The following is a 14,853-nucleotide window of genomic DNA, read 5'->3' on the forward strand; positions in this document are numbered from 1 at the left end:
CAGCGTCAGGCCTGGGCCCGCGCGCCGTTGAGGAACAACTGTTCCACGGTCTGCGCGGTGTTGGCGCTGGCGGCGCGGCCCCGGCGTTCGGCATCGACCATGCCGTAGATCATGGTCATGAACATTTCGGTGAACACCGCCGCGCTGATGTCGATGCGCAGCACGCCCAGTTGCTGGGCACGCAGGAAGAACGCGTCCATGGCCTGGGTGTAGGCCTGCCAGCGCAGATCCTCGGCGTTGTTGAGCAGAGTGTCGGGGCGGTACTGGAACATCAGGAACACCAGCATTTCGCGGTGCTTGAGGTGTTCTGCGATCAGGTGGCGAATGCCGACCAAGGGTTCGGTGCGTTCCAGGTCGGCTTCCTGGATGACCTGGTTGAGCACGTGCTCGCCATGATCCTCGAGCAGGTTCACCAGGTTCTCGCGGGTGCCGCAGAAGCGGTGCAGGGTGGCCTTGCTGACCCCGGCGGTTTCCGCCAGCTCTTTCAAGGTGGCGCGGGGATGGACGACAATGGCATGGGCCAGCGCCTTGAGCAGGCGTTCTTCTTGGAGGGATCTGCGCATGTGGGACCTCGAGTCGGGGTTCGGCTGTCGGGCAGGCGAAAAGAGACGAAAGATCCATCACTGTATCATATGAGACGAATAAATCTCATTGGTTGAACAATTCATCGCGGGTCAAGGCTGCTCCACCTTGGGAGCGGGCTTGACCCGCGATGGGTACGTCAGATCGGATAATGCTTCAGCTCACGGGCGATCAGCATGCGCTGGATCTCGCTGGAGCCCTCGTAGATCTGGGTGATCCGCGCATCCCGATAGTACTTCTCCACCGGGTAGTCTTCCAGGTAGCCGTAGCCGCCATGCACCTGGATCGCCATCGAGCAGACCCGCTCGGCCATCTCGGAGGCAAACAGCTTGGCCTGGGAGGCCTCCGACAGGCAAGGCTTGCCCGCGCTGCGCAGACGCGCGGCGTGCAGGATCAGCAGGCGGCTGGCGTTGATCTGCACCTGCATGTCGGCCAGCAGGTTGGCGATGCTCTGGTGCTCGTTGATCGGTTTGCCGAACTGGATGCGCTCGCGGGAGTAGGTCAGTGCCGCCTCGAAGGCCGCGCGGGCGATGCCCAGGGCCTGGGCGGCGATGCCGATGCGCCCGCCTTCGAGGTTGGACAGGGCGATGGCCAGGCCCTTGCCGCGTTCGCCGAGCAGGTTGGCGGCCGGGATGCGGCAGTTGTCCAGGGTCACCGCGCAGGTGTCGGAGGCGCGGATACCCATCTTGTGTTCGCTGCGGTCGACCTTGAACCCAGGGTTATCGGTGGGCACCAGGAACGCCGAGAGGCCTTTCTTGCCCAGCTCCGGGTCGGTCACGGCGAAGACGATGGCCAGCTTGGCGCGGCGGGCATTGCTGACGAACTGCTTGGCGCCATTGATCACCCACTGGCCATCGACCAGTTCGGCGCGGGTGCGCAGGTTGTGGGCCTCGGAGCCGGCCTGGGGCTCGGTCAGGCAGAAGCAGCCGATCACCTCGCCGCTGGCAAGTGGCGGCAACCAGGCTTGCTGTTGTTCAGGCGTGCCGTAGGCCAGCAACGGGCCACAGCCCACCGAGTTGTGAATGCTCATCAGCGCCCCGATGGCGCCGTCGCCGGCGGCAATCTCCTCGACCGCCAGGGCATAGGCGACGTAGTCGGTGTAGCTGCCGCCGAAGTCCTCCGGCACCACCATGCCGAGCAGGCCCAGCTCGCCCATCTTGCGTACCACGTCGTCATCGATCCAGGCGGCCTTGTCCCAGGCCTGGGCATGGGGGGCGATCTCGCCGCGGGCGAAATCGCGCGCCATGTCGCGGATCATGATCTGTTCTTCGCTCAGTTCCAGGTCTTGCATCTGTGTACTCCCGGGCTCACAGGCCTTCGAAGAATTGGTCGACGCGCTGCGCGGTGAGTTCGCCCAGGGTCGGCGGGTTCCAGCGCGGCTGCTTGTCCTTGTCGATGATCAGGGCGCGCACGCCCTCGATGATGTCGCCGTACTCGAACCACTGGCGGTCGATGTGCAGTTCCATGGCGAAACAGTCTTCCAGGCTCAGGTGGCGGCCACGGCGCAGCAGCTCCAGGGTCACGGCCATGGCCAGCGGCGAGCGGGTTTCCAGCAGGGCGGCAGTCTCCAGCGCCCACGGGTGGCTGTCGCCGATGGTCACGGCGCGCAGCTGTTCGATGATGCTGGGCAGGTCGGGCAGGGCGAAGAAGTGGTCGATCACCGGGCGCAGGCGCGCCAGCGGGGCGTCTTCGAGCACCTGGGTGCCGAGCTTGGCCAGCAGGCCCTGCAGGTCCTTGAGCGGATGTTCGCCGAATACCAGGCGGTCCAGGCCTTCATCCAGCGCAGCCAGCCTGGCGCTGTCCAGGTACCAGTCGGCGAGGCCGCAGTAAAGGGCGTCGGCGGCCTTGACCTGGGTGCCGCTGACACCCAGGTAGATGCCCAGCTCGCCGGGCACGCGGGACAGGAAGTAGCTGCCGCCGACGTCCGGGAAGTAGCCGATACCCACCTCGGGCATTCCCAGGCGGCTGCGCTCGGTGACGATGCGCAGGTCGCAGCCCTGGGCCAGGCCCATGCCGCCGCCGAGGGTGAAGCCGTCCATCAATACCAGCACCGGCTTGCGGTAGCGGTGCAGGCACAGGTCCAGCGCATATTCCTCGACGAAGAAATCCTCGTGCAGCTTTTCGCCCGCCTTGAAGCTATCGTGCAGCGAGCGGATGTCGCCGCCGGCGCAGAAACCCTTGGGCCCCTCGCCACGCAGCATCACGGCCTGCACCTGCGGGTCCTGCGCCCATTGGTCGAGGTGGTGCTGCAGGCTGCGCACCATGTCCAGGGTCAGAGCGTTGAGGCCGGCTGGGCGGTTGAGGGTGAGGTGGCCAATGTGGTTGCGGACCTCGGCCAGTACCTGATCCGTTGCCGAGGGTTGAGCGTGCGCGGTCATCGCGGTCTCCCTGCTTTGTTATTGATTTTCCAAGTGAAGTCCTGGAGTGCGCGAGCGGATCGGTCGATCCTGTCATGCAAAATTACCTTGCACAATTGGCAAATCTGCAGGGCTGCCCTGCATTTTTGTCGTCACGCGCGCTCTTGGCCGAGGCAGCCACTGTAGCAACTACCGGTTACCTGTAGGAGCGGAGCTTGCCCCGCGATGGCTTCGCTACAGGCTGAACGACGGTCGCCTCTCACCCCGAAGGGTGATAGCCGCCCCGTCCCCCCCATGAAACAATCCCGGCCAGCACTCACCCTGGCGGGGAAGACAATAATGAGCAATGCCCAGCTGAATTCGCCCGACTGGTATGCGCAGATGGCCCGCGTGGTCGACGCCATCGGCACCCCAGGCTTCGTCGAGGCACTGTTCGCCGCGCTTAACCAACTGGCAGCGTGCCAGGCCATCACCGTGTTCTTGTATCCGCGCAAGGGCCTGCCGTCGGCGCTGTTTGCCAAGGACGACGAGGGGCCCTGGCTGCCCGAGGGCAACGTGCAGAAGTACCTCGAAGGCTACTACCTGCTGTGCCCGTTCTATCGCGCCTGCATGGACGGCGTGCCCGCCGGTTGCTATCGCCTGAGCGACGTCGCCCCCGATCACTTCAAGCGCAGCGAGTACTACACCTCGTTCTACCAGCACGCGCACCTGGAGGACGAACTCAACTACCTGGTGCCGCTGGACGCCCAGCTGACCATCGCCGTGGCCCTGGGCAGCACCCGGCGCCTGGGCAGCCGTCAGGTGGCCGAGCTCAAGTGCGTCGCCGCCTGGGTGGTGGCGGTGGTGCGCCGCCACTGGGGGCAGCTGGATGCCGAGGCCTTGGGTGGGCGCTTCGAAAGCGCGCTGGGGCGGCAGATCAACGCCGCGCTGAACAACTTCGGCTCGTCCTTGCTCACCGAGCGTGAGTGCCATATTGCCCAGTACCTGCTGCGCGGCCATTCCACGCGTTCGCTGGCCGAGCGCCTGGGCATCAGTGAAGACACGGTCAAGACCCACCGCAAGAACCTCTACGCCAAGCTCGATATCGCCACCCAGGCCGAGCTGTTCTCGCTGTTCATCGCTTCGCTGGCCCAGGCCCAGGAAGGCTTGAGCAAGGACCCGCTGGAAAGCTACCTGCGACGGCGCTGACCCACCGCTTCACCTCATCCAGACAACGACAATCACCGGCCCGCGTGTGGCCGGAGGGGAGACCTGCGTGCATACGAAAAGCGATTGGCTGCAGCGCGCCGCGCGGCAAAGCTTCATCACCACCGCGTTGATCGACGGACGCCCGGTAGCGGCCCGCGACGGCGCCACCTTCGCCGCCATCAACCCGGCGACCGAGCAGTGCCTGGCCCAGGTCGCCGCCTGCGCCGACAGCGAGATCGACCAGGCGGTGCGCGCCGCCCGCCGTGCCTTCGAGCATGGACCCTGGGCGCGCATGGCGCCGGCCGAGCGCAAGCGCGTGCTGCTGCGCCTGGCGGAGTTGATGCTGGCCCACCGCGAGGAGCTGGCGCTGCTCGACTCGCTGAACATGGGCAAGCCGGTGATGGACGCCTACAGCATCGATGTGCCTGGCGCGGCCCAGGTGTTCGCCTGGTATGGCGAGGCGCTGGACAAGCTCTACGACCAGGTCGCCCCGACCGCCGCCAGCGCGGTGGCGATGATCAGCCGCGAGGCGTTGGGCGTGATCGGTGCGGTGGTGCCGTGGAACTTCCCGCTGGACATGGCCGCCTGGAAGGTCGCCCCGGCGCTGGCCGCAGGCAACAGCGTGGTGCTCAAGCCCGCCGAGCAGTCGCCGTTCTCGGCCCTGCGCCTGGCCGAGCTGGCCCTGGAGGCCGGGCTGCCGGAGGGGGTGCTCAACGTGGTACCGGGCCTGGGCGAAACCGCTGGCCGGGCTTTGGGCCTGCACCCGGACGTGGACTGCCTGGTATTCACCGGCTCCACCCAGGTGGGCAAGTACTTCATGCAGTATTCGGCGCAGTCGAACCTCAAGCAGGTGTGGCTGGAATGCGGCGGCAAGAGCCCGAACCTGGTGTTCGACGACTGCCGCGACCTCGACCTGGCGGCGCAGAAGGCCGCGTTCGGCATCTTCTTCAACCAGGGCGAGGTGTGCTCGGCCAATTCGCGGCTGTATGTGCAGCGCTCGATCCACGACGAATTCGTCGAGCGTCTGCTGCGCCTGGCACGCGAATGGCTGCCCGGCGACCCGCTGGACCCCGCCAGCCGTGCCGGCGCCATCGTCGATGCCACGCAGACCGCGCGAATCGAGGCCGCCATCGGCCAGGCCCGGGAGCAGGGCGCGCGTCTGCGCTGCGGCGGTGAGCGCCTGAGCGTGAATGGCTCGCGCAACTTCATCACGCCGACGATCTTCACCGACGTACGCCAGGACATGGCCCTGGCCCGCGACGAGGTCTTCGGCCCGGTGCTGGCGGTCAGCGCCTTCGACGACGAGGAGCAGGCCATCGCCCTGGCCAACGACAGCGTCTATGGCCTGGCTGCGTCGGTGTGGAGCGACGATCTCAACCGCGCCCACCGCGTGGCCAGGCGGCTCAGGGCCGGCACGGTGTCGGTCAACACCGTCGACGCCCTGGACGTGACCGTGCCCTTCGGCGGCGGGCGCCAGTCCGGTTTTGGCCGCGACCTCTCGCTGCATTCGTTCGACAAGTACACCCAGCTCAAGACCACCTGGATCCAGCTGCGCTGACATTCACCCGAGGAGAACAACAATGAACGCACCCATCACCCCGGCGACCGGCAAACGCGATACCCGCGACTACCAGGCTGGCGACGCCGCCCACCACATCCACGCCTTCCTCGACCAGAAGGCGCTCAACGCCGAGGGACCGCGGGTCATCACCCGCGGCGAGGGCCTGTACCTGTGGGACAACGACGGCCGCCGCTACCTGGACGGCATGTCCGGCCTGTGGTGCACCCAGCTCGGCTATGGCCGCAAGGACCTGACCGCGGCCGCGGCCGCACAGATGGACCAACTGCCGTACTACAACATGTTCTTCCACACCACCCACCCGGCGGTGATCGAGTTGTCCGAGCTGCTGTTCAGCCTGCTGCCCGGCCACTACAGCCACGCCATCTATACCAACTCCGGCTCCGAGGCCAACGAGGTGCTGATCCGCACCGTGCGCCGCTACTGGCAGGTGGTCGGCCAGCCGCGCAAGAAGATCATGATCGGCCGCTGGAACGGCTACCACGGCTCGACCCTGGCGGCCACGGCGCTGGGCGGCATGAAATTCATGCACGAGATGGGCGGGTTGATCCCGGATGTGGCGCATATCGACGAACCGTACTGGTTCGCCGCCGGTGGCGAGCTGACCCCGGCGGAGTTCGGCCACCGTTGCGCCCTGCAACTGGAAGAGAAGATCCTCGAACTGGGCGCCGAGAATGTCGCAGGCTTCATCGCCGAGCCGTTCCAGGGCGCCGGCGGCATGATCTTCCCGCCCGAGAGCTACTGGCCCGAGATTCAGCGCATCTGCCGCCAGTACGACGTGCTGCTGTGCGCCGACGAGGTGATCGGTGGTTTCGGCCGCACCGGCGAATGGTTCGCCCACCAGCACTTCGGCTTCGAGCCGGACACCCTGTCCATCGCCAAGGGCCTGACCAGCGGCTACGTGCCCATGGGCGGCCTGGTGCTGAGCAAGCGTATCGCCGAGGCTTTGGTGGAGAGGGGCGGGGTGTTCGCCCACGGCCTGACCTATTCCGGCCACCCGGTGGCGGCGGCGGTAGCCATCGCCAACCTCAAGGCCTTGCGCGACGAGGGTATCGTGCGCCGGGTCAAGGACGACACCGGCCCGTACCTGCAGCGCATCCTGCGCGAGGTGTTCGCCGATCACCCGTTGATCGGTGAAGTACAGGGCACCGGACTGGTGGCAGCCTTGCAGTTCGCCGAGGACAAGGCCACGCGCAAGCGCTTCGCCAACGAGAACGACCTGGCCTGGCAGTGCCGCACCTTCGGTTTCGAGGAAGGGGTGATCATCCGCTCGACCCTGGGGCGGATGATCATGGCGCCGGCCCTGGTGGCCAGCCGTGGCGAGCTGGACGAACTGGTGGAAAAGACGCGTATCGCGGTGGACCGTGTGGCGCGGTCGGTGGGCCGAGGCTGAAACCCGGGGCGCGCAGGCGCCCCTTCGACGGTGAAGCGTCAGCGACGTTCGCGCTGGCGCAGCGCCGTCACCGTCTCGCCAGCGACACCCCAGTTGTCGGTGGGCACCTCCTCGATGACCACGAAGGTGCTCGCCGGTGGCTTGTTCAGCACCTGTTCCAGCAAGCGCGTGGTACCTTCGATCAGTTGGCGTTTGTGTTCGGCGGTGACGCCTTCTTCGGTGACGCGGATATGGACATAAGGCATGTGCGTGGCTCCTGTTTCAGTGCCAGGTGCCGGCGGTGCTGCCACCGTCGACGGGCAGGATGGCGCCGCTGACGAAGCGTGCGTCGGTCAGGTACAGCACGGCGTTCACCACGTCCTCGGGCTGGCCGGTGCGTCCGCTCGGCGACAGTGCGCCGAGGCCTTCGGTGTTGCCGCTATGCAGCGGGGTGTCGATGATCCCCGGGGCCACGGCGTTGACCTGCACGCCGCTGGCAGCGAGTTCCAGCGCCAGGCCCTTGACCGCCTGGTTCAGCCCGCCCTTGACCAGCACCGGCAACAGTGCCGGCACACGGGTGTCCGGTTGCAGCGCCACCGAAGCGGTGATCGCGACGATATGCCCGTGCCCTTGCGCCTTCATCACCCGGGCGGCGGCCTGGGCGGGATAGAAGAAGCCCTTGAGGTTGGTGCCGACCAGCGCGTCGACATCGGCCTCGGTATAGTCGGTCACCGGTTTCGGGATGAAGATGCCGGCGTTGTTGACCAGGATATCGACCCGGCCAAAAGCTTCCTGGGCGGCGACGAACAGCCGCTCGGCGGTGGCTTTCTCGGCGATGTCGCCGGCCACGCCGATAAAGCCAGGCGGGTTGCCCAGGCGGGCGGCGGCCTGGTCCAGGCGAGCCTGGGTGCGGGCGTTGCCGACCACGTTGTCGCCACGCTCGAGGAAGGCCTGGGCCAGGGCGAAGCCCAGGCCGCTGGAGGCGCCGGTGATGATGACGGTTCTTGCGGTGCTCATGGGGAAAGTCTCCGGTGGTTCGAGCCAGTGCTCGGGTGTGCAGCCACTCTAGGCTGCAACGCCGACTTGAAAAATGAGGCGTGGGGCATTTCAATCGATACATCATGTAATCAATCGAGCCGCCCATGACCCGCCACTTCGATGACCTGCAACTGGGCAGCCTGGAGCTGTTCTGTCTTGCCGCCGATGCCGGTAGCTTTACCGAGGCCGCGACCCTCGCCAGTGTCACCCCTGCAGCGGTGAGCCGCTCGGTGGCGCGCCTGGAGGAACGCCTGGGCGTGCGCCTGTTCGTGCGTACCACCCGGCAGATGCGCTTGAGCGAGGCCGGCCAGGCCTACTACCAGCATTGCCGTCAGGCATTGGGTCAATTGGTCGAGGCCGAGCGCCAGGTCACCGGTGGCCAGCTCGAGCCCGCAGGCTGCCTGCGCATCAGTGCGCCGACGCCTTACGCCCATCACCGCCTGTTGCCGCTGCTGCCGCGCTTTCGCCAACGCTATCCGCGGGTGCAGGTGGATGTGCACGTGAGCAACCGCAACGTCGATTTCGCCGAGGAGCATTTCGACCTGGCGATTCGCGGCCGCGCACCGGCCGACTCGCGGCTGGTGGCCCGGCGCCTGGAGGATGCCGAACTGGTGGTGGTCGCCACCCCGGACTACCTGGCCCGGGCCGGTGTGCCACAGACCCTCGAGGACCTGGCGGGGCACGAATGCATCCAGTTCGAACTGCCCAGCAATGGCCGGCGTCCTCCCTGGAGTTTTCGTCGCGAGGGGCAATGGGTTGAGCTGGAAACCCAGGGTGACTTCACCTGTCTGGGCGACTTTCTCGCCACCACTACCCTGGTGCGTCACGGCGGCGGTCTGATGCAGGCCTACCGGTTCACCGTGCAGGACGCCCTGGACAGCGGCGAGCTGGTGGAGGTGCTGGCCGGATATGGCGGCACGTCGCGGCCGTTCATGCTGGTGTATCCCCAGACCCGGCACATGCCGCTGAAGGTCCGCGTGTTCATCGACTTTCTGGTGGCCGAGGTGGCTGTACCGTTGGGCTGAAGCCCTGTGGCGCCGACCTTGGCGGACTATGCTCTGAGCTGCGTCGGCCAACTGGCCGGCGGATATTCCGGCAGTCAGGTTGTTTCCCAGGAGAACACTCCATGAAATCCATGACACTGCTAGTGATCACTTGCGTACTGAGCTTCGCCGCCCATGCCGAGGATGGCCCGGCGACCAACTGCGATGCCAAGATCAAGGACCTGGAATACATCAGCAAGAGCGATGGCCAGGCCTTGCATGGCGGCATGGCCGCCGATTACCACAAGCTGCTCGAGCAGGCCAAGGCCGCCCAGGCCAAAGGCGACATGACCACTTGCCAGGCCTCGGCGGACCGTGCCAAGACGATCTACAACAAGGCGCGGGGCAAGTAGGCGCTGTCGAGACCTCTCGGGGACAAGTCCGCTCCAGCAGGGGCGGGCTTGGAGGTCAGCCCCGGCACGCGGCTGGTTGGGCCTCTCGCGGGCTCTGGTGTAAGCTCTCCCGGTCCTTCCCACGAGACCCGCCGCATGACCTCGCCCAGCCCGCGCCTGGACAGCCTGCTCACCGGCAGCGCCCGGCCATTCACCCGCCCCGGTTCCCTCAGCGCCATCGACAAGCAACCCCGCCAAGGCCCCTTGCGGGTGACCTTGCTCGGTATCGTCGGTGACGAACAGGGCGATCTGCGCGTGCACGGCGGCGTCGAGAAGGCCATCCACCATTATCCCCGCGATCACTACCCCGACTGGGTCGCTGAGCTTGGCGAACACCCCTTGCTGACCCGGCCCGGTGCCTTCGGCGAAAACTTCAGCAGCAGCGGCTGGCGCGAGACCGATGTGTGCCTGGGCGACCGTATCCGCGTCGGCACGGCGTTGCTGGAGATCTCCCAGGGGCGCATGCCGTGCTGGAAGCTCAACGACCGTTTCGACGTGGCGCAGATGGCGCTGCGGGTGCAGCAGAGCGGACGCACCGGCTGGTACTACCGGGTGCTGGAGGAGGGCGAGGTACAGGTGGGCGATGCCCTGCAACTGGTAGAGCGGCCCTATGGCCAGTGGTCGGTGGCGCGGCTTTCGGCGGTGCTGTTCGACAAGCAGCTGGAGCCCGGTCTGTTGCGGGAATGCCTGGAACTGCCGCTGGTGCCGAACTGGCGTCGCACCCTGGAAAAACGCCTGGAGCAACGCCAGGTCGAGGACTGGACTTCGCGCCTGCAAGGTCGCAGCGAAAGCTGAACGGCATCGCGCACAACATTTACCCACACAAGGAATGCCCCATGGCCTTCGAACTGGATGATCGCCTGGTCATCGGTGTCGCTTCCAGCGCCGTGTTCGACCTGAGCGAGTCGGACGCCGTGTTTCGCCGCGACGGCGAGGCGCAATACCGCAAGTACCAGGAGCAGCACCTGGACGTGCCGCTGGGCAAGGGCATTGCCTATCCCTTCATCAAGCGCCTGCTGGCGCTCAACGACCTGCGCGGTGATCCAGAGGACCCGCTGGTGGAGGTGGTGTTGCTGTCGCAGAACGACCCGGACACCGGCATGCGGGTGATGAAGACCATCGGACACTACGGCTTGAACATGACCCGGGCGATCTTCACCCAGGGTCGCTCGCCGTATGAGTACATCCCGGCGTTGAACATCGCGCTGTTCCTGTCCGCCGACAAGCAGCACGTGGACGCCGCGATCAAGGCCGGCTACCCGGCGGGGCAGGTGCTGGATTCGAAGTTCGACGACGATGAAAGCGACGACAACCTGCGCATCGCCTTCGACTTCGACGGCGTGCTGGCTGGCGATGAGTCGGAAGCGGTGATGCAGTCGGGCGGCCTGGGCAGCTTCCATGCCCATGAAGTGATCAATGTCGCCCAGCCGCACAACCCCGGCCCGCTCAAGGAGTTCTTCGTGCGCATTGCCCGCATCCAGGCGGCCGAGGAACAGCACAAGCTGGCCAATCCCACTTACGAGAACCGCCTGCGAGTATCGATCGTCACTGCGCGCAACGCACCTTCACACGAGCGGGCGCTCAATACCCTGAAAAGCTGGGGGGTTATGGCCAACGACGCGTTTTTCCTGGGCGGCATCGAGAAGCGCAGGGTATTGAAGGTGCTCAAGCCGCACATCTTCTTCGATGACCAGTCCGGGCACCTGAAGAGCACCAGCACGGTGGTGCCGTCGGTGCATATCCCGTTCGGTGTGACCAACCGCCCGGGCTGACCGGCGCCGCGCAAGCGGCGCCAGGTCGCCCTCGTCCATCAGTGATCCGCCAACCTGTCATCCTGCGACAGCAGCGCCTGGGCCAGCTCTTCGTCACTGGCCTGCAGCCCCGGATTAGCCTGGCGCACCTGGGCCAGCGCCGCTTCCAGATAGGCCCCGCGTATGGCACCGCCGCTGGCGACAAAGGCCGACAGCTCGTCGCGGGCCGGGATGATCCGTTTGTCGTCCTTGAAGGTCGAGTACAGCGAGGCGGATACCCCCGCCGAGGTGGCGACGTCCCCGGCATCGACGCGGGCCAGGGCGGCACCGGCAGGGAGCAGGAGCAGCAGCGAGGGAACGAGCAGTAAGTGGCGCATGGCGAGTCCTCCGGAAAGGTGATGCCCAAGGGTGTTACTGCATGTTCATAAGAGCGACGCCGGGTGTCAGGAGTTCCTTGCCACATTGACCCCGGCCTGTGCACATGATTTGCTCGCTGTCCTGCAGCCTGCCAATCAAAGGAACCGGATGCCATGGCCGAATACACGCTCCACTGCTTTGCCGAGTCGGGAAACGCCTACAAGGCCGCGCTGATGCTGGAACTCACCGGCCAGGATTGGGCGCCGGTGTTCGTCGATTTCTTCCATGGCCAGACCCGTGGGCAAGACTGGCGTGACGCGGTCAACGAGCAAGGGGAGGTGCCGGTGCTGGAACATGCCGGCGAGAAGCTTACCCAATCGGCGCTGATCCTCGACTACCTGGCCGAGCGCACCGGCCAGTTCGGCCCGCGTGACGATCACGAGAAGCGCGAGATCTGGCGCTGGATGCTGTTCGACAACCACAAGTTCACCAGCTACTACGCGGCATTGCGCTTCATCTACTGCCTGAAGCAGATGGGCGAGTCGGATGTCACCCGCTTCCTGCGCGAGCGGGCCAGGGCGGCGTACCAGATCGTCGATGCGCACCTGGCGAAGACGCCGTTCATGGTGGGTGGGCGGCTGACCATCGCCGATCTTTCCCTGGCGGGCTATGTGTACATGCCCGAGGATACCGGCCTGGCGGTTGCCGAGTTCGGGCATATCGAGGCCTGGAAGCAGCGAATCCAGGATGTGCCAGGGTGGAAGCACCCCTATGACCTGATGCCGAAAGCCGCTGGTTGAGGCAACGCGACCCTAGTGTCCTGTCTCGGAAATACGTTCTCTTTTGGCGAGTGGCTTGGGTGTTCGGCCAAGGCGCCGCGACGAGTCATAGCAGGGCTATGGCGAGGAGTGGCAACGCGGGCCGGGCGCCCAAGACGCCGCCAAAAGTGAACAGCTTATTTCCGCGACAGGACACTAGCTGTGCGGGATGTTCCTGGGCTGCTGCACTCCGGCATACCGCTCTTTCAAATGCCCCTGCTCATCCAGCAGATACGCATCCATCACCTCCCGCACCACCGGCCCCGCCACCCGGCCACCGGCTTCACCGTTCTCGATCATCACCGCCACCACCAGCGCGGGGTGATCGGCCGGGGCAAAACCGACGAACAGGGCGTTATCGCGGTGGCGCTCGAGGGTCTTGTTGCGGTTGTAGCGCTCACCCTGCTTGATCGCCACCACCTGCGCGGTGCCGCTCTTGCCGGCGATGCGGTACTGGGCGCCGGCGGCGGATGCGCGGGCGATGCCGCGCGGGTCGTGCATGACCATCTGCATGCCCTGGCTGACCTGGTCCCAGGCATGCCTGTCGTGCAGTACGATATCCGCCATCGGATGCGGGTCGACCGGCGCCTGGCCACCGATGGTCAGGGCCAGGTGCGGGCGGTGCCACACGCCCTTGCTGGCCAGCAGGCTGGTGGCCTGGGCCAGCTGCAGCGGGGTCACCTGCATGTAGCCCTGGCCAATGCCGAGAATCAGCGTTTCGCCGGGGAACCAGGCCTGGCGCCGGGTGGCGCGTTTCCACGCCTGGGACGGCATCAGCCCCGCGGCTTCCTCGAACATGTCCAGCGAGACCTTCTGGCCGAGGCCGAACTCGGCCATGTAGTCGTGCAGGCGGTCGATGCCCAGCTTGTGCGCCAGGTCGTAGAAGTAGGTGTCGTTGGAGCGCATGATCGCGCTGTACAGGTCCACCCAGCCATCGCCCGTGCGGTTCCAGTTGCGGTACTTGTGCTCGTAGTTGGGCAGCTCGTAGTAGCCAGGGTCGAACACCCGGCTGCCGGGGGTGATCACGCCGCTGTCGAGGCCGGCGATAGCCACCTCGGGCTTGACCGTCGAGCCTGGGGCGTACAGCCCGCGCAGCACGCGGTTGAACAGCGGCCGGTCGATGGAGTCGCGCAGGGCGGCGTACTGCTTGAAGCTGATGCCCTTGACGAACAGGTTGGGGTCGAACGCCGGGTTGCTGACCATCGCCAGCACGTCGCCGTTGGCCGGGTCGAGCACCACCACCGCGCCGCGGCGATCGCCCAGGGCCTTCTCGGCGGCTTGCTGCAGGTGGGCGTCGAGGCTCAGCACGATGTCCTTGCCGGGCACCGGGTCGTGATGATTGAGCACGCGCATAACCTGGCCCTGGGCGTTGGTCTCGACTTCCTCGTAGCCTACCTGGCCGTGCAGCTGGTCCTCGTAGAAACGCTCGATGCCGGTCTTGCCGATGGACTGGGTGCCACGGTAGGCGGTGCTGTCGAGGCTCTTGGCTTCCTTCTCGTTGATGCGTCCGACGTAGCCGACCGAATGGGCGAAGTGTTCGGCCAAGGGGTACTCGCGAATGAATTGCGGCTCCACCTCCAGCCCCGGCAGGCGGAACTGGTTGACCGCGATAAGGGCGATCTGCTCCTCGCTCAGACCGACCAGCAGGGTCACCGGCTCGAACGGCTTGCGGCCGCGGCGCAGGTCCTTGTCGAACTGCTGGCGGTCGTCCTCGGACAATCCCAGGACTTGCGCCAGGTTGTCGAGCACCTTCTTCGAATCGCCGGCCCGCTCGCGGGTCATGGTCAGGTTGAAGCTGGGCTTGTTGTCGGCCAGTACCACACCATTGCGATCGTAGATCAGGCCGCGTTCGGGCGGGATCGGCAGCACGTGCACGCGGTTGTTTTCCGACACCGCCGACTGCTGGTCGTGCTGCAACACCTGGAGCACGTAGAGCCGGCCTACCAGTACCGCCACCAGGCCGAGCACCAGCAGGGCGCAGGCCAGCAGCCGGCGGTTGACCAGGTGCTTTTCCTTTTCGTGGTCCTTTAGGGGAATGGGTTGCGGCATGAGCACAGGGGAGCGGCGGGTGGGGCGGCGATGCTACGCGGGCAGGCGGTGAGGCTCAAGGCGCAGCGCCCCGCGCACTGCTGGCCAGGCATTGCTCTGGCCCGCAGGCAGGGGCTCTGCGGCAATCATGAAGCTTCTTTCATGTGGGCACAGGCCTAGGCAATGAACTCCGATTCTCTTGTCGGCTGAACAACCGCATCCTGGCGAATGCTGAGCACCACGGCCCCTGCGCACAGGCCCAGCAGCCCGACACTGGCCACCACGATATCCCCCATCCCCATGCCGGCGAGCATTAGCACCAGGCTGATACGAAACACTGCGGTCATG

16 protein-coding genes are annotated in these 14,853 nt (G+C 66.1%); 8 read left to right on the plus strand and 8 right to left on the minus strand.

The window, feature by feature from the left end; translation table 11 throughout:
- Positions 1-5: 5 nt before the first annotated feature.
- The 3 genes from ACODS9_RS23020 to ACODS9_RS23030 all read right to left on the minus strand — a co-directional run bounded on the left by ACODS9_RS23020 (position 6) and on the right by ACODS9_RS23030 (position 2,960).
- Positions 6-563: a TetR/AcrR family transcriptional regulator gene (locus ACODS9_RS23020; RefSeq protein ID WP_110703995.1), complete on the minus strand. Its 558-nt coding sequence runs from the start codon at positions 561-563 to the stop codon at positions 6-8.
- 158 nt (positions 564-721) lie between these two features.
- Complete coding sequence (locus tag ACODS9_RS23025; RefSeq protein WP_489094832.1) at positions 722-1,873, minus strand: acyl-CoA dehydrogenase family protein; 1,152 nt, start codon at positions 1,871-1,873, stop codon at positions 722-724.
- Between the two features lie 16 nt (positions 1,874-1,889).
- A complete protein-coding gene (locus tag ACODS9_RS23030; RefSeq protein ID WP_367858635.1) occupies positions 1,890-2,960 on the minus strand; it encodes an enoyl-CoA hydratase/isomerase family protein in 1,071 nt (356 codons plus the stop codon).
- A gap of 318 nt (positions 2,961-3,278) precedes the next feature.
- On the opposite strand from ACODS9_RS23030, the gene ACODS9_RS23035 reads away from it, so the two are divergent.
- The 3 genes from ACODS9_RS23035 to ACODS9_RS23045 all read left to right on the plus strand — a co-directional run bounded on the left by ACODS9_RS23035 (position 3,279) and on the right by ACODS9_RS23045 (position 7,099).
- Entirely contained in the window at positions 3,279-4,127 is an 849-nt protein-coding gene (locus ACODS9_RS23035) for a helix-turn-helix transcriptional regulator (protein WP_038706257.1), read from the plus strand.
- Positions 4,128-4,194: 67 nt separating this feature from the next.
- The gene (locus tag ACODS9_RS23040) at positions 4,195-5,685 is read left to right on the plus strand and encodes an aldehyde dehydrogenase (protein ID WP_489094833.1); all 1,491 of its coding nucleotides are present in this window, start codon (positions 4,195-4,197) and stop codon (positions 5,683-5,685) included.
- A gap of 22 nt (positions 5,686-5,707) precedes the next feature.
- Positions 5,708-7,099: an aspartate aminotransferase family protein gene (locus tag ACODS9_RS23045; protein WP_489094834.1), complete on the plus strand. Its 1,392-nt coding sequence runs from the start codon at positions 5,708-5,710 to the stop codon at positions 7,097-7,099.
- 38 nt (positions 7,100-7,137) lie between these two features.
- Here the strand turns inward: ACODS9_RS23045 and ACODS9_RS23050 are convergent, their stop codons facing one another.
- Positions 7,138-7,344, minus strand: coding sequence for a tautomerase family protein (locus tag ACODS9_RS23050; protein ID WP_046855364.1), 207 nt, complete (start codon positions 7,342-7,344; stop codon positions 7,138-7,140).
- 16 nt (positions 7,345-7,360) lie between these two features.
- Positions 7,361-8,095 (minus strand): SDR family NAD(P)-dependent oxidoreductase, encoded by a 735-nt coding sequence (locus tag ACODS9_RS23055; RefSeq protein ID WP_401112087.1) that lies wholly within the window; start codon positions 8,093-8,095, stop codon positions 7,361-7,363.
- 125 nt (positions 8,096-8,220) lie between these two features.
- On the opposite strand from ACODS9_RS23055, the gene ACODS9_RS23060 reads away from it, so the two are divergent.
- The 4 genes from ACODS9_RS23060 (at position 8,221) to ACODS9_RS23075 (ending at position 11,323) form a co-directional block, all read left to right on the plus strand.
- Positions 8,221-9,141, plus strand: a complete 921-nt coding sequence (locus ACODS9_RS23060) for a LysR family transcriptional regulator (protein WP_401112084.1) — start codon at positions 8,221-8,223, stop codon at positions 9,139-9,141.
- Positions 9,142-9,242: 101 nt separating this feature from the next.
- Entirely contained in the window at positions 9,243-9,512 is a 270-nt protein-coding gene (locus ACODS9_RS23065) for a hypothetical protein (RefSeq protein WP_023631057.1), read from the plus strand.
- A 135-nt stretch (positions 9,513-9,647) separates the two neighbouring features.
- On the plus strand, positions 9,648-10,346 hold the full coding sequence (locus ACODS9_RS23070) for an MOSC domain-containing protein (RefSeq protein WP_489094835.1): 699 nt from the start codon (positions 9,648-9,650) through the stop codon (positions 10,344-10,346).
- 41 nt (positions 10,347-10,387) lie between these two features.
- Positions 10,388-11,323: a 5'-nucleotidase gene (locus ACODS9_RS23075; RefSeq protein WP_401112080.1), complete on the plus strand. Its 936-nt coding sequence runs from the start codon at positions 10,388-10,390 to the stop codon at positions 11,321-11,323.
- Positions 11,324-11,361: 38 nt separating this feature from the next.
- Here ACODS9_RS23075 and ACODS9_RS23080 read toward each other — a convergent pair whose 3' ends face one another.
- Positions 11,362-11,679, minus strand: a complete 318-nt coding sequence (locus ACODS9_RS23080; RefSeq protein ID WP_111533246.1) for a DUF2388 domain-containing protein — start codon at positions 11,677-11,679, stop codon at positions 11,362-11,364.
- A gap of 153 nt (positions 11,680-11,832) precedes the next feature.
- Between ACODS9_RS23080 and ACODS9_RS23085 the strand changes: the two genes are divergently transcribed.
- Positions 11,833-12,459: a glutathione S-transferase family protein gene (locus ACODS9_RS23085; protein ID WP_401112077.1), complete on the plus strand. Its 627-nt coding sequence runs from the start codon at positions 11,833-11,835 to the stop codon at positions 12,457-12,459.
- A 174-nt stretch (positions 12,460-12,633) separates the two neighbouring features.
- On the opposite strand, the gene mrdA is transcribed toward ACODS9_RS23085, so the two are convergent.
- The gene (gene mrdA / locus ACODS9_RS23090) at positions 12,634-14,526 is read right to left on the minus strand and encodes a penicillin-binding protein 2 (RefSeq protein ID WP_489094836.1); all 1,893 of its coding nucleotides are present in this window, start codon (positions 14,524-14,526) and stop codon (positions 12,634-12,636) included.
- A gap of 155 nt (positions 14,527-14,681) precedes the next feature.
- Positions 14,682-14,852, minus strand: a complete 171-nt coding sequence (locus ACODS9_RS23095) for a hypothetical protein (RefSeq protein ID WP_489094837.1) — start codon at positions 14,850-14,852, stop codon at positions 14,682-14,684.
- Position 14,853: the final 1 nt, after the last annotated feature.

Source organism: Pseudomonas sp. FG36, assembly GCF_057809275.1.

What these genes read in the sequence shown, in the direction of transcription:
- ACODS9_RS23020 (WP_110703995.1), bottom strand. Translation starts at nt 563, where the DNA reads ATGCGCAGATCCCTCCAAGAAGAACGCCTGCTCAAGGCGCTGGCCCAT.
- ACODS9_RS23025 (WP_489094832.1), bottom strand. Translation starts at nt 1,873, where the DNA reads ATGCAAGACCTGGAACTGAGCGAAGAACAGATCATGATCCGCGACATG.
- ACODS9_RS23030 (WP_367858635.1), bottom strand. Translation starts at nt 2,960, where the DNA reads ATGACCGCGCACGCTCAACCCTCGGCAACGGATCAGGTACTGGCCGAG.
- ACODS9_RS23035 (WP_038706257.1), top strand. Translation starts at nt 3,279, where the DNA reads ATGAGCAATGCCCAGCTGAATTCGCCCGACTGGTATGCGCAGATGGCC.
- ACODS9_RS23045 (WP_489094834.1), top strand. Translation starts at nt 5,708, where the DNA reads ATGAACGCACCCATCACCCCGGCGACCGGCAAACGCGATACCCGCGAC.
- ACODS9_RS23050 (WP_046855364.1), bottom strand. Translation starts at nt 7,344, where the DNA reads ATGCCTTATGTCCATATCCGCGTCACCGAAGAAGGCGTCACCGCCGAA.
- ACODS9_RS23055 (WP_401112087.1), bottom strand. Translation starts at nt 8,095, where the DNA reads ATGAGCACCGCAAGAACCGTCATCATCACCGGCGCCTCCAGCGGCCTG.
- ACODS9_RS23060 (WP_401112084.1), top strand. Translation starts at nt 8,221, where the DNA reads ATGACCCGCCACTTCGATGACCTGCAACTGGGCAGCCTGGAGCTGTTC.
- ACODS9_RS23065 (WP_023631057.1), top strand. Translation starts at nt 9,243, where the DNA reads ATGAAATCCATGACACTGCTAGTGATCACTTGCGTACTGAGCTTCGCC.
- ACODS9_RS23070 (WP_489094835.1), top strand. Translation starts at nt 9,648, where the DNA reads ATGACCTCGCCCAGCCCGCGCCTGGACAGCCTGCTCACCGGCAGCGCC.
- ACODS9_RS23075 (WP_401112080.1), top strand. Translation starts at nt 10,388, where the DNA reads ATGGCCTTCGAACTGGATGATCGCCTGGTCATCGGTGTCGCTTCCAGC.
- ACODS9_RS23080 (WP_111533246.1), bottom strand. Translation starts at nt 11,679, where the DNA reads ATGCGCCACTTACTGCTCGTTCCCTCGCTGCTGCTCCTGCTCCCTGCC.
- ACODS9_RS23085 (WP_401112077.1), top strand. Translation starts at nt 11,833, where the DNA reads ATGGCCGAATACACGCTCCACTGCTTTGCCGAGTCGGGAAACGCCTAC.
- mrdA (WP_489094836.1), bottom strand. Translation starts at nt 14,526, where the DNA reads ATGCCGCAACCCATTCCCCTAAAGGACCACGAAAAGGAAAAGCACCTG.
- ACODS9_RS23095 (WP_489094837.1), bottom strand. Translation starts at nt 14,852, where the DNA reads ATGACCGCAGTGTTTCGTATCAGCCTGGTGCTAATGCTCGCCGGCATG.